This window comes from Kocuria oxytropis, from assembly GCF_040981195.1.
Taxonomy (GTDB): Bacteria; Actinomycetota; Actinomycetes; order Actinomycetales; family Micrococcaceae; genus Kocuria; species Kocuria oxytropis.
In genome coordinates, this window is sequence record NZ_JAVFXA010000031.1 from 1 (window position 1) to 12197 (window position 12197).

Consider the following 12197-nt stretch of genomic DNA (forward strand, 5'->3'; position numbering starts at 1 on the left):
GCACCGAGACACAACTGTGCACGAAGCCCCGAGACACAACCGTCCATTAACCCCCGAGATAGAACACCACGGTTTCTCGTGGTCACTCACCGCAAGCGTGGTCACTCGGCGAGCGCGGGGGACCGGCCAGGGCGATCGCGGACCGGTCGAGCCGGGTCGGGCGCAAGGCGGGGCAGGTCCGGGGCCGGTCAGACCTGGTCGGGCGTCGCTCGGGGCCGGTCGGGGGCCGGTCGGGGCCGGTCGGGGCGGGTCCGGACCCGGTCAGTCCGGGTCCGGCGCCGGGACGGGGGCCGGTGACGGTGCCCGTGCCGGGGTCGGGGCCGCCACGAGCTCGTCCCGCATGTCGGCCACGGCCGCGCGGATGGCGGTCATGACCGCCTGCACGGCGGGCCGGCGCAGCAGGTCCGCACGCGAGACCACCCAGTACTCCACGGGGAACCACAGCTCCTCCGGGAAGAGCCGCACCAGGTCCCCGGCCCGCTCGGCGAGGTAGCAGGGCAGCAGCCCGATGCCCGCCCCCGCGCGGGTGAGCTCCACGTGCACCACGGAGGACGTCGCCCCCACGCCCTGGCGCATCCGCGGGAACCGCCGGCGCGGGATGTCCAGCTCGGCCACGTCCTGCATGGACTCCACGAAGTAGACGAGCGGGTGGTCCTGCACCTGGTCGGGGGTGCGCGGCGGGGTGTGGGCGGCGAGGTAGTCCCGTGAGGCGTAGACCCCCAGGGAGTAGTCGGCCAGGTGGAAGGCCTCCTTGCGGGAGACCTCCGGGCGCCCCACGACCACCTCCAGGTCGATGCCCACCGGGTTGGTCTGGGCCCGCCGGGCCGCGTTGATCATCTCCAGCCGCACGCCGGGGTGCTCCTCGATCAGCCGCCGCATGGCCGCCCCCATGACCACCCCGCCGAAGCCGTCCGGGGCCAGCGCGCGCACCACGCCGTTGACGGTGCTGCCGCGCCCGCCCGCGCCGAGCGGGAGGGAGCCCAGCGCGGACTCGATCTCCTCGCCGGCGGCCACGAACTTCCGGCCCAGCTCGCTGGGCTCCCACATCTCGCCGGTGCGCACGAGCAGCCGGGCGCCGACGGTCTTCTCCAGCGAGGCCATCCGCCGCGACACGGTCGTGTGACTGAGTCCGAGGTCCGCGGCGGCGCCGGCGTAGGAGCCGTGGCGGACCACGGCGAGCAGGAGCAGGAGGTCGTCGGCGCCGTGCGACAAGGGGCAACTCCTCCGGGTGGCGGGTCCCGCACCGGGGAACGCACACGACCGGGCGGCATGTGCATTTTTGCACAGGCACGGCGAGCGCATGGTCATTGTGAAGCGCACCACGGATCCGCACACTGTAGGCAAACATTGTGACCACCGTCACCGTTTCCCCAGCCAGAGGAGAACCCATGAGCACCGAGGACAGGGTCGCCGCCACGGCGGACCCGAACGACTCCGCCGAGAACCGCGGCGGGCTGAAGAAGGTCGTGGCGGCCTCCATGGCCGGCACGGTCGTGGAGTGGTACGAGTTCTTCCTGTTCGCCACCGCCTCCACGCTGGTCTTCGGCCAGCTGTTCTTCGTGGACACCGGCAACCCGCTGGACGGCATCCTCAAGGCCTTCCTGATCTACGCCGTCGGCTTCATCGCCCGCCCGCTGGGCGGCATCGTCTTCGGCCACTTCGGCGACAAGTACGGGCGCAAGCACCTACTGCAGATCTCGATCGTCATGGTCGGCGCGGCCACCTTCCTGATGGGCTGCCTTCCCGGCTTCGAGCAGGTCGGCTACTGGGCGCCCGCCATGCTGGTGGTGCTGCGCTTCGTGCAGGGCTTCGCCGTGGGCGGCGAGTGGGGCGGCGCCGTGCTGCTCGTGGCCGAGCACGCCCCCAACAAGGAGCGCGGCTTCTGGTCCAGCTGGCCCCAGGCCGCCGTGCCGCTGGGCAACCTGCTGGCCACCATCGTGCTGCTCACCCTGTCCTTCACCCTCTCGGAGGAGGCGTTCCTCGCCTGGGGCTGGCGCGTGGGCTTCTGGCTCTCGATCGTCATCGTGGCCATCGGCTACTACATCCGCACCCACGTCACGGACGCCGCGATCTTCAAGGAGGCCCAACAGGAGGTCCGCGAGGAGAAGTCCGCCGCGTACGGCGTGGGCGAGGTCTTCCGCCGCTACCCCCGCGGCGTCTTCGGCGCCATGGGCCTGCGCTTCGCGGAGAACATCCTCTACTACGTGGTGGTGACCTTCTCGATCACCTACCTCTCCACCCAGCGGGACGTGGACACCAGCCGGATCCTGCTGCTGCTGCTGATCGCCCACGTGATCCACGCGATCTGCGTGCCCCTCGTGGGCCGGGCCACCGACAAGGTGGGCCGCCGCCCGATGTACGCCGCGGGCGCCGTCCTGGGTGCCTTCTGGGCGTTCATCGCGTTCCCCATGTTCAACACGGACAACAGCTTCGTCATCCTGGCCGCCATCACCATCGGCCTGATGATCCACGCGCTCATGTACGCCGGACAGCCGGCCATCATGGCCGAGATGTTCCCCACCCGGATGCGCTACTCGGGGGTCTCCCTGGGCTACCAGGTGACCTCGATCGTGGCCGGCTCGCTGGCCCCGATCATCGCGACCGCCCTGCTGCGGGAGTTCAACTCCTGGGTGCCGATCGCCGTCTACATCGCCATCGCCTGCCTCATCACCCTGATCGCGGTCGCGACGCTGCGCGAGACCAAGGGCGTCTCCCTCCAGGACATCGACGCCGAGGACCGGCGCCGGCTCTCCGAGGAGAAGGCCGCACGGGACAGGACCTCCTGATCCCCGCCGTCAGCACCCCTCCCGCGCCCAGCGGCGGACCGGCTCCCCGGTCCGCCGCTGGGCGCGCTGCGCACGACCACCACCTCTCGACACCCGCGGTCCGGCACCCCGCAGCGCCGGCCCCTGCAGAAGGGACTCCCGAATGACCACCATCACCTGGATCGGCCTCGGCCACATGGGCAACCCGATGTCCGCCAACCTCGTCTCGGCAGGCCACGACGTCCGCGGCCACGACGTCAGCGCCGCCGCCATGGCGGCCGCCCGCGAGCACGGCGTGCAGACCTTCGACACGCTGGAGGAGGCCCTGCAGGGCGCCGAAGTGGTGTTCACGATGCTCCCCAAGGGCGAGCACGCCCGCGCCGTCTACCTCGGCGACAGCGGCGTCATCGCCCTGGCACCGCAGGACGCGCTGCTCATCGACAGCTCCACCATCGACGTGGAGACCGCCGAGGACCTGCACCGGGCCGCCGAGGAGGCGGGCTTCCGCTTCGTGGACGCGCCGGTCTCCGGCGGGATCAGCGGCGCGGCGGCGGCCACCCTGACCTTCATGGTCGGCGGCAAGCCCGACGTCGTGGAGCAGGCCCGCCCGTTCATCGAGCCGATGGCCCGCAAGATCGTGGCCACGGGCCACGCCGGCACGGGCCAGGCCGCCAAGATCGTCAACAACATGATGCTGTTCATCTGCCTCGAGGCCTGCGCCGAGGGCTCCGTGCTCGCCGACCGGCTGGGCCTGGACCCCCAGGTGTTCTGGGACATCGCCTCGGTGTCCTCCGGCAACTCCTGGGCCCTGCAGACCTGGTACCCCGTGCCCGGGATCGTGGACTCCGCCGCGGCCAACAAGAACTTCGAGGCCACCTTCAGCGCCGCTCTCGCCGCGAAGGACGCCGGCCTGGCGCTCATGGCGGGCGAGCAGACCGGGGTGCGGCTGCCCGCCGCGGAGCTCGTGGCCGAGAAGCTCCAGCAGCTCATCGACGAGGGCCTCGGGGACAAGGACTGCTCCCTCATCACCAAGTACGCCGCGCCGGACGGGAAGATCCAGGGCTGGGACCCGGAGCAGGCCTGAGCGGCGCCGAGACCACCACGACCGAGGAGAACACCATGCAGAACACCAAGCAGGACGCCGAGACCCGCGCACGGCAGGACGCCGAGCGGGGCACCCCCGCCCCACGGGGCCTCGAGGAGGTCGTCGAGCACTTCATCGACGGGAAGCGCCACGGCGGATCCGGGCGCACCGCCGACGTCTACAACCCCGCCACCGGCCAGGTGGCCCGGCAGGTGCTGCTGGCCTCCGCCGAGGACGTCGCCACCGCCGTGGAGGCCGCGGAGCTGGCCCTGCCGGGCTGGCGCGCCACGGGGATGTCCAAGCGCTCGGCGATCATGTTCAAGGTCGAGAACATCATCCGGGAGCGCACCCCGGAGCTGGCCGCGATCATCACCGCCGAGCACGGCAAGGTCCTCTCGGACGCCGCCGGGGAGGTCGCCCGCGGTCTGGAGAACGTGCAGTTCTGCGCGGGGCTGATGCACCACATGAAGGGCGAGTTCCTCGAGCAGGCCGCCACCGGGGTGGACGTGCACCAGACCCGCCAGCCCGTGGGGGTGGTCGCGTGCATCACCCCGTTCAACTTCCCCGCCATGGTCCCGCTGTGGATGATCACCACGGCGATCGCCGCCGGCAACACCGTGATCCTCAAGCCCTCCGAGCGGGACCCCTCGGCGGCGGTGTGGATCGCCGAGGCGTTCGCCGAGGCCGGGCTGCCCCCGGGAGTGCTCAACGTGGTGCACGGGGACAAGGAGGCCGTGGACGAGCTGCTGACCAACCCCCTGGTCAAGGCGGTGTCCTTCGTGGGCTCCACCCCGATCGCCAAGTACATCTACGAGACGTCCGCCACCCACGGCAAGCGCGTCCAGGCCCTGGGCGGGGCGAAGAACCACATGGTGGTCATGCCGGACGCCGACCTGGACGGCGCCGCGGACGCGGCGATCTCGGCCGCCTACGGCTCCGCCGGCGAGCGCTGCATGGCCGTCTCGGTGCTGGTCACGGTGGGCGACGTGGCCGACCCGCTGATCGAGCGGCTCCAGGAGCGGATCGGGAAGCTGACCATCGGGGACGGCACCGACCCGGCCTCGGAGATGGGCCCGCTCATCACCGCGCAGGCCCTGGAACGGGTCAACGGGTACGTGGCGGGAGCGGCCGCGGAGGGGGCGACCGTCGTCGTCGACGGCACGGCCCAGGAGTTCGACGGCGACGGCTTCTTCACCGGGGTCTCGCTGATCGACCACGTGAAGCCCGGCATGAAGGTCTACGACGAGGAGATCTTCGGCCCGGTGCTCTCCGTGGTGCGGGTGGACACCTACGAGGACGCGGTGCGGCTGATCAACACCAACCAGTTCGCCAACGGGGTGGCCGTGTTCACCCGTGACGGCAAGACCGCCCGGCAGTTCGAGTTCGAGATCGAGGTGGGCATGGTGGGGGTCAACGTCCCGATCCCGGTGCCGATCGGCGCGTTCTCGTTCGGCGGCTGGAAGAACTCCCTGTTCGGCGACACGCACATGTACGGCCCGGAGTCCTTCAACTTCTACACCCGCCGCAAGCTCGTGACCACGCGTTGGCCCGAGCCCTCGGAGTCCCAGGTCAACCTGGGCTTCCCCACCCACTGACGGACCGGGGGCACCGCCCCCGGTCAGGGGGGTGCCCCCGGTCCGGCCCGGACCGGGGGCACCCGTGCGGGCTCAGCTCTTCAGGCCGTCGCCGACGTTCCGGGCGGCGTCCTTGAGGTGCTCCCCGGCCTGCCTCGTGTGCCCGGCCGTCTTCTGCACCTGCCCCTCGGCCTGCAGGTCGCGGTTGTCGGTGGCGTCACCGACCGCCTCCTTGGCCGAGCCGACCGCCTTGTCGGTCGCGTTGCGGATCTTGTCGTCGAGTCCCATCGGGATCTCCTTTCGTGCCCCGGCGTCCGGCGCCGGGGGTCCTGCTGCCGGGGAGCCGCCGGCCGGCGGGCCGGTTCGTCCCCGTGGGGAGGCTCGCCCGGCTCAGGCGGCCCCGTGGTCCGGGCCGGGATGCCGGCACTGCGCGACGTCCTCCCGGAGCTGGGTCTCGTCGGCGGCCTCGACCGCCTCGGCCATGGCGTGCAGGAACGCGGTCACGGTGGCGGCCTCCTCGGCACTCAGCCGGCGCGCGGCGCTCATCATCCGCTCGTGCATGGCCCCGAGCGTGGAGCGGACCTCGCAGTCGGCCTCCTCGGTGGCCACGATGACCAGCGCCCGCCGGTCCGTGGGATGGGGGCGCCGCGCCACGTGCCCGCTGCGCGAGAGCCGGTCCAGCAGCGTGGTGGTGGAGGCCGAGGAGATGCCGAGCTTGCTCGCCAGGTCCCGCGGGCTCATCGGCGTCCCGGCGCGGTCCGCCTCGAGCAGGTAGCGCAGGGCCAGCACGTCCTTCTCCCCCATGCCCATCGACTCCCGGGTCCGCAGGCGCATGGCCGACTCGGCCGTGCGGTACGCCCGCAGGGCCTCGAGGACCTGCAGGGCCGGTGGACGTCCGTCACCGGCGTACCAGTAGCCGGACGAGGTCCTGGGGTGTGCGCTCATGCGTCCAGTGTAGGCGATCTACAAATCAGCTGAACTGATAACTAGACAATCTAGTAATACTGCTGTTCGATGGGAATCGTGCGTGACCGTGAGGGAGCGCACGCAGACGCAGAGGAACGCAGCAGGGTACGTGAGGAAGAGGTCGGAAGATGAGCCAGCAGCACCCCGGGTCCACCACAGCGGCAACCGGAGAGACGACTGGTGCGGAGACCGATCCCTCACCGCTCCGGGCCGTCCGGGAGGACCCCGGCGCGGCTCCGGCCGTTCCCGTGCACTGCGGCCGGCCGATGCCGGTGCGCACCCTCGACTTCACCGAGGTCCAGGACCGCGTCAACCACGCCGTGGCCCAGGCCGCGGTCGAGGGCCGGCAGGTGCACGCCTGCGCGTGCGGCTTCCTCCAGGAGGCGCCGCTGACCGGGGCCGCGGCGGTCTCGATCGTCCCCGACGGCGAGACCATGCTGTTCCGCCCGTTCTTCACCCGGCGGGTCCTGGCCGCGGCGGGGCGCGTCGAGAGCGCCGAGTGGTCCTTCGACCAGGCCCTGGCCGACGCCGGGCCCCTCGCCGGGCCGGACGCCGGCTCGTGGAGCGCCGGCTCCCCGCAGGGCAGCACCGGGGACAGCGGCTCCGCGGGCAGCGGCTTCGCGGGCAGCAGCACCGGGGACAGCGGCTCCGCGGGCAGCAACTCCGGGGACAGCGGCTCCACGGACACCGGCTCCACGGAGGACGGCGCCGCCGGCCCCGGAGAGACGGCACAGCGCCTGTGCGCCTTCGAGGCCGGCCTCGAGGCCGAGCGGTGGCGGCTCGACCAGGCCGTGGAGACGCTGCGGGACGAGCTCCGCCTGGCCGTGCGCCACGGCGTGCCGATCCCCCTCCTGGCCCGCGAGGCCGCCCTCGACGAGGCGGACGTGGTGGACCTGCTGCACCTGGGCGACGTCCCCGGCGGGGCTCGGCACGCCGAGCCGGACCCCGCGCTCGCCGCGGCCTGCTGAGCACCGCATCCGGGGAACCGGCGCCCCGGGCGATGCCACGGGCGCGAGCGGTCGGCCGCGGCCGGGACGGCTCCCCGGCCGCGGGGCCGCCGGCGGGCCACTACGCTGGAAAGGTCCCTGAGCGACCCGCCCCCGGAAGGACGCCCGTGAAGTCGATCGTCGCGAGCCTGCTCGTCCTGGCCCTGGTGCTGACCTCGGCCGGGGTGCTCCTGACCTCCCTGGACGCCCAGGAGTGGCTGCCTCCGGTGGCGCTCGCGGCCCTCGCCTACCTGGGCACGTTCGCCCTGTACCGGCGGGTGCGGGACCGCTCGGCCGCCCGCTACGCCGACCGCGAGGACTGAGCCCGCCGGGAGCGGCGCCACGCCCGCCACGCCCCGGTGGACCACAGGGCCCACAGCACCAGCAGCGGCTGGAACAGCAGCCGCACGACCCGGGCCCGGTCGGTGTCCAGGCCGAAGGCGTCGGTGCGCGTGAGGTACTGCGAGACGTTGCCCGGGAACACGGCCACGAAGAACGCCGCCGCCAGCCACCCGAGCAGCACCCGGTGCCGGGGCAGGAGCACGAGCGCGGCGCCGAGCACGATCTCCACCACCCCGGAGCCGAGCACCACGGCGTCGTCGGGCAGGGGCATCCACGCGGGAACCTGCGCCCGGAACTCCTGGCGGGCCACCGTGAGGTGACCGGTCCCGGCGCCGAGCAGGGCGAGCCCCAGCAGGATCCGGGCGAGCGTGCGCGGCAGGGACGTGGCGGGGGCGGCCGGCCGGGACGAGGGGGACATGCCCGGAGGCTAGCAGGACGGGCTCAGGCGCGGTCGAAGTCCGCCTTGCGGATCAGCCCGTGCACCCCGACGGTGCGGTCCACCACCTGGGAGATCGCGAAGTCCGCGGCCGCCGAGAGGTAGGCGTAGGCCACGGCCCGGTCCATGCCCTGCTCCTGCTCCAGGAAGTCCAGGGCGTTGACCACGGCCCGGCGCATCGCCACGTCCAGGTCGGACCCCTGGCCGCCGGCAGCGCCGTCCGGGTCGGACAGCCCGATGGGGATCCAGTGCTCGTCCGTCTCGGCGAAGGGGTAGGTGTGGGCCACGGCGGGCGCGTCCCCCTCCCCCGCCTTGCAGACGGTGAGCCGGAAGGTGCCGCGCAGCGAGCCCTCCATGGCGGTGAGCGCCACCTCGCCGTCGCCCATGGCCATGTGCGGGTCCCCCACGTAGAACAGGGCGCCGTCCGTCTGCACCGGCAGGTAGAACGTGGAGCCCACACCGAGGTGGCGGATGTCGATGTTGCCGCCGCCCAGCGTCGGCGGGATCGAGTTGAGGAGGTCGTCGGTGGGCCCGGCGCCCTGCGCGTAGGCGACGCCCATCATGCCCAGGAACGGCCGCAGCGGGAAGCGGACCCGGCCCATCACGCCCTGGTCCTTCTCGACCGGGGTGAACACCGAGACGTTGCCGTAGTCCTCCGGCTCGCCCGTGGCGCGGCCGTCCGTGCCGACCGGCGGCATCACCTCGTCCAGCTCGATCCCGGCGGGGGCGCCGCCGCCCGCGGCCCGCGGCAGCGCGCCCTTGCCGTGGCGGCTGGAGACCACCCCGTACGGGACGCGCAGATCGGCGTGCAGGGTCTCGATCTTCAGGACGTCGCCGGGCCGCGCCTCCTCGACGAACACCGGGCCGGTGACCACGTGCGGGCCGTCCCGGTCGAAGTCCCGGTCCGTGCGGTCGTAGTCGCGGGCGATCTCGATCGCGTCCTCCAGGACCTGGGAGCGGGCCACGCCCTGCTCGCCGAAGAACTCCACCGGGTCCCGCCCCTGGTCCTCCAGGATCCCCTCGTGGGAGACCGCGTCGATGGTGACCGTCCGCCCCGAGCGCATCCGCAGCGAGGGCTCGGCGTCCAGGGAGGGCACGTACCCCCACAGCACACTGTCCACGTCGGACGGCAGGTAGTGGTCCCCCGGGATCCGGCCCGCTCCCGGCTGCAGCACCGGGCCGCGGAACCCTGTTCGCCCGCCCGCGGCGTGCTGCGCACCCCGCGGGACGGCCGCGGCGGCGGCCCCCAGGCCGGTGCCGGTGACCGTTCCGGCGGCGGCCACTCCGGCGGCCGCCCGGAAGAAGGTGCGTCTCCCCAGGCCCCGCTGGAGCTCCTCGGCGGCGCGGCGGGCGAAGTGGTCGCTCATGGGGGGCTCCTCGGGGTCGCGGCATGCTGCTCGAATGCCTTCGACCCTAGGGAGACGATGTTTCGGGTTCGGGGTCCCGCTGTTTCCGCATCGTGACGTCATGCGCCGGCGCGGGGACCGGGAGTTGGACAGGTCACCGGGCGCCCCGGCCGTGGTGCTACCGGCGGCAGACAGCCCGACTCCGTTGTCGGGACCGCGCACGGACGCCCGCGTGACCTGCGTCACCCACAGTAGGGGGTTACCGGGGAGTCCCGTCATCTCCGCGCACAATATGACGATTACGAACGCACATCGATCGGGGCGGTACCGGGCCGGGGATTCCCCGGGGGCGGTTCAGGCGAAGTCCGCCTTGCGGATCCGTCCGTGGGCTCCTGCGGAGCTGTCCGCCAGGCGGGTGACGGCGAACTCCGCGGTGCTCGAGAGGTAGGCGTGGGCGATGGGCCGGTCCACGCCGTGGTCCCGCGCCAGGAAGTCCACCCCCGCGCTGACGGCCCGGTGCATGGCCGCGGTCAGGCAGAACGTGGTCTCGCCCACGTCATCGGCCCCCGAGCGCCCGACGACGATCCAGTGCTCGTCGGTCTCCACGAACGGCTGCCGGTGCGCCACGGCCGGCACGCCCTCGGCGCCGCTCCGGCACACGGTGACCCGGAAGGTGCCGCTCAGCGGCTCCCCGGCCGCGGCCAGCGCCCGGTGCAGCTCCCGCGGGCAGAAGACGGCTCCGTCCGCGCGGACGGGCAGGTAGGCCGTGCACCCGGTCCCGAGCGGGCCGGGGGACGCCTCAGGGTCCTCGACGTGCAGGACCTCGACCTTGAGCACCTCGCCCGTGCGGGCTCCCGGCAGGAGCGCCGGGCCCGTGACCAGGTGCGGCCCGGGTCCGTGGAGCGCGGGGACCTCGGGCAGCGGTGTGGCCTGCGGTGCGTCCTGGGACGTGTCCTGCGGCCCGTGCTGCGGCTCGCCGGCTCGCTCGTCCGGGGCCGTCACGGGCTCCGGCGCCGGGAGCTCCCGCCGGTCCTCCCGGTCGGGGACAGCGGCCGGCCGGGGACGCTCGTAGCCCGGCACGCCCAGCCCGGAGGAGGGGTGGGCGGCGCGGGCGGCCGCGGCGCGGGCCCGGGCCTCCGCGGCGGGGTCCGTGTCGGGGTGGGCGGGCTCGACGGCCGTGCCGCCCACCACCCGGAGAACCGGTCGCCGCCCGTGCGGGACCGCGGGCGCGGGTCCTGGTCCGGCGTGCTCGGTCATGGGCTGCTCCTTGGGGGCGGGGCGAGCGGTGCTGCGTCAACGGTAGGAGATCCGTGTTACTGCACCGGGCACACAGTGTTTCCGGAGCATGACGAACCTCATAACGAGACGAAGCATGCCACGGACGGTCCGGCAAGCCGCACAAATGACAATTGCGACAGAACGGCCGCCGTGCTGCGTCCCCGCCGCCCCTCCTGCACCCCCTAGTCTGGCCGGATGGAAGTCCACAAGGCCCAGGCGTTCCTCGCCGTCGCGGAGGAGCTGCACTTCGGCCGGGCGGCGAAGCGCCTGCACATGGCGCAGCCGCCGCTCAGCCGCCTGATCCGGCAGCTGGAGGCCGAGCTGGGCGCCACCCTGTTCGATCGCAACACCCGGCACGTGACCCTCACCCCGCAGGGCGAGGCCCTGCTGGAGCCGGCCCGGGAGCTCGTCATGCTGTCACGCCGGATCAAGGACGTGGTGCGCAAGTCGCAGGAGGGCGAGATCGGGCGGGCCCGGCTGGGCTTCGCGGGGGCCTCCGTGAACCAGGCGGTGGGCGAGCTGGCGCGCCAGGTCCGGCGCAGCCGTCCCGGGATCACGCTGGAGCTCTACAGCTCGCAGTTCTCCTACCTGGGCCTGGGGAAGGTCCTGGACGACTCGCTCGACCTCGTGATCGGCCGCTGGGACTTCCTGCCCGCCGAGATCAGCTCCCGGCTCGTCGCCCTCGAGGAGCTGCTCGTCGCCCTCCCGGAGAGCCACCCGTTGGCGGACCGGGACACGGTCGACGCCGCGGACCTCGCCGACGAGGCGTGGATCGTGCTGCCCGGCGGGGCGGGGGCCACGCTGCCCAACCGGCTCAACACCATGGCGATGAACGCGGGCTTCGTCCCGCGGGTGGTCCAGGTGGCGCCGGACTCCTGGACGCTCGTGGTCCTGGTCGGCGCCGGGATGGGCATCTCCCTCATCCTCTCCAGCGTGCGGGACAACGTGCCGTCCCGGGGCGTGGTCTACAAGCCGCTCACGCAGGAGCAGAAGCCGGTCGAGGTCCGTCTCATCTGGCGCCGGGGGAACGTCAACCCGGCCCTGCAGTCCGTCATCGAGATCTCCGAGACGGTGTTCCCGGAACCGGAGGGTCCCCTCCCCTCCCCGACACCCCTCGCTCCCGACGCCCACCCTGACCGAGGCACCCGGACCCCGGACACCCCTCGCTCCCGACGCTCCCCCTGACCCAGGCACCCCGACCGAGGCACCCTGACCCCCGACACCCCTGCACCCTGCCCCTCCTGCACCCGGGCGCCGCCGGTGCCGGGCGCCCGGGGGTGGGGCACCGGAATCAGCGGAAGGCGGAGATCCCGGTGATGTCCCGGCCCACGAGCAGGGCCTGGATGGAGTCGGTGCCCTCGTAGGTGGAGACGACCTCCATGTCGGTCAGGTGCCGGGCGATGTGGTGCTCCAGCAGCAG

The 12197-nt window shown here is 73.0% G+C and carries 12 protein-coding genes and 1 pseudogene; 6 read left to right on the plus strand and 7 right to left on the minus strand.

Annotated elements, in window-relative coordinates:
- Positions 1-261 precede the first annotated feature (261 nt).
- Entirely contained in the window at positions 262-1212 is a 951-nt protein-coding gene (locus tag QYM41_RS17070) for a LysR family transcriptional regulator (RefSeq protein WP_368800970.1), read from the minus strand.
- A 176-nt stretch (positions 1213-1388) separates the two neighbouring features.
- Here QYM41_RS17070 and QYM41_RS17075 point away from each other — a divergent pair, with 176 nt between their 5' ends.
- The 3 genes from QYM41_RS17075 to QYM41_RS17085 all read left to right on the plus strand — a co-directional run bounded on the left by QYM41_RS17075 (position 1389) and on the right by QYM41_RS17085 (position 5444).
- A complete protein-coding gene (locus QYM41_RS17075) occupies positions 1389-2786 on the plus strand; it encodes an MFS transporter (protein ID WP_368800971.1) in 1398 nt (465 codons plus the stop codon).
- A gap of 142 nt (positions 2787-2928) precedes the next feature.
- Entirely contained in the window at positions 2929-3849 is a 921-nt protein-coding gene (mmsB, locus tag QYM41_RS17080; RefSeq protein ID WP_368800972.1) for a 3-hydroxyisobutyrate dehydrogenase, read from the plus strand.
- Positions 3850-3884: 35 nt separating this feature from the next.
- A complete protein-coding gene (locus QYM41_RS17085; RefSeq protein WP_368800973.1) occupies positions 3885-5444 on the plus strand; it encodes a CoA-acylating methylmalonate-semialdehyde dehydrogenase in 1560 nt (519 codons plus the stop codon).
- Positions 5445-5516: 72 nt separating this feature from the next.
- On the opposite strand, the gene QYM41_RS17090 is transcribed toward QYM41_RS17085, so the two are convergent.
- Positions 5517-5711 carry a CsbD family protein gene (locus tag QYM41_RS17090; RefSeq protein WP_368800974.1) on the minus strand — a complete coding sequence of 65 codons (195 nt, stop codon included), beginning with the start codon at positions 5709-5711 and terminating at the stop codon, positions 5517-5519.
- A 102-nt stretch (positions 5712-5813) separates the two neighbouring features.
- Complete coding sequence (locus QYM41_RS17095) at positions 5814-6368, minus strand: MarR family winged helix-turn-helix transcriptional regulator (protein ID WP_368800975.1); 555 nt, start codon at positions 6366-6368, stop codon at positions 5814-5816.
- Between the two features lie 149 nt (positions 6369-6517).
- Between QYM41_RS17095 and QYM41_RS17100 the strand changes: the two genes are divergently transcribed.
- Both QYM41_RS17100 and QYM41_RS17105 read left to right on the plus strand, forming a co-directional pair.
- The gene (locus QYM41_RS17100; RefSeq protein ID WP_368800976.1) at positions 6518-7357 is read left to right on the plus strand and encodes a hypothetical protein; all 840 of its coding nucleotides are present in this window, start codon (positions 6518-6520) and stop codon (positions 7355-7357) included.
- A gap of 146 nt (positions 7358-7503) precedes the next feature.
- Entirely contained in the window at positions 7504-7698 is a 195-nt protein-coding gene (locus QYM41_RS17105) for a hypothetical protein (RefSeq protein ID WP_368800977.1), read from the plus strand.
- On the opposite strand, the gene QYM41_RS17110 is transcribed toward QYM41_RS17105, so the two are convergent.
- The 3 genes from QYM41_RS17110 to QYM41_RS17120 form a co-directional block, all read right to left on the minus strand.
- Entirely contained in the window at positions 7677-8135 is a 459-nt protein-coding gene (locus QYM41_RS17110; RefSeq protein ID WP_368800978.1) for a DoxX family protein, read from the minus strand. The genes QYM41_RS17105 and QYM41_RS17110 overlap by 22 nt on opposite strands.
- Before the next feature lie 23 nt (positions 8136-8158).
- Positions 8159-9520, minus strand: coding sequence for an acetamidase/formamidase family protein (locus QYM41_RS17115; protein WP_368800979.1), 1362 nt, complete (start codon positions 9518-9520; stop codon positions 8159-8161).
- A gap of 333 nt (positions 9521-9853) precedes the next feature.
- Positions 9854-10756, minus strand: a complete 903-nt coding sequence (locus QYM41_RS17120) for a hypothetical protein (protein ID WP_368800980.1) — start codon at positions 10754-10756, stop codon at positions 9854-9856.
- 216 nt (positions 10757-10972) lie between these two features.
- Here QYM41_RS17120 and QYM41_RS17125 point away from each other — a divergent pair, with 216 nt between their 5' ends.
- Positions 10973-11962 carry a LysR family transcriptional regulator gene (locus QYM41_RS17125; protein WP_368800981.1) on the plus strand — a complete coding sequence of 330 codons (990 nt, stop codon included), beginning with the start codon at positions 10973-10975 and terminating at the stop codon, positions 11960-11962.
- 106 nt (positions 11963-12068) lie between these two features.
- Here QYM41_RS17125 and QYM41_RS17130 read toward each other — a convergent pair.
- Positions 12069-12197, minus strand: a pseudogene (locus QYM41_RS17130) (acyl-CoA dehydrogenase family protein); the annotation flags it as partial.

Excerpts from the sequence above, each read along its gene's own strand:
- QYM41_RS17095 (WP_368800975.1), bottom strand. The coding sequence starts at position 6,368 with ATGAGCGCACACCCCAGGACCTCGTCCGGCTACTGGTACGCCGGTGAC.
- QYM41_RS17090 (WP_368800974.1), bottom strand. The coding sequence starts at position 5,711 with ATGGGACTCGACGACAAGATCCGCAACGCGACCGACAAGGCGGTCGGC.
- QYM41_RS17120 (WP_368800980.1), bottom strand. The coding sequence starts at position 10,756 with ATGACCGAGCACGCCGGACCAGGACCCGCGCCCGCGGTCCCGCACGGG.
- QYM41_RS17075 (WP_368800971.1), top strand. The coding sequence starts at position 1,389 with ATGAGCACCGAGGACAGGGTCGCCGCCACGGCGGACCCGAACGACTCC.
- QYM41_RS17115 (WP_368800979.1), bottom strand. The coding sequence starts at position 9,520 with ATGAGCGACCACTTCGCCCGCCGCGCCGCCGAGGAGCTCCAGCGGGGC.
- QYM41_RS17110 (WP_368800978.1), bottom strand. The coding sequence starts at position 8,135 with ATGTCCCCCTCGTCCCGGCCGGCCGCCCCCGCCACGTCCCTGCCGCGC.
- mmsB (WP_368800972.1), top strand. The coding sequence starts at position 2,929 with ATGACCACCATCACCTGGATCGGCCTCGGCCACATGGGCAACCCGATG.
- QYM41_RS17085 (WP_368800973.1), top strand. The coding sequence starts at position 3,885 with ATGCAGAACACCAAGCAGGACGCCGAGACCCGCGCACGGCAGGACGCC.
- QYM41_RS17100 (WP_368800976.1), top strand. The coding sequence starts at position 6,518 with ATGAGCCAGCAGCACCCCGGGTCCACCACAGCGGCAACCGGAGAGACG.
- QYM41_RS17125 (WP_368800981.1), top strand. The coding sequence starts at position 10,973 with ATGGAAGTCCACAAGGCCCAGGCGTTCCTCGCCGTCGCGGAGGAGCTG.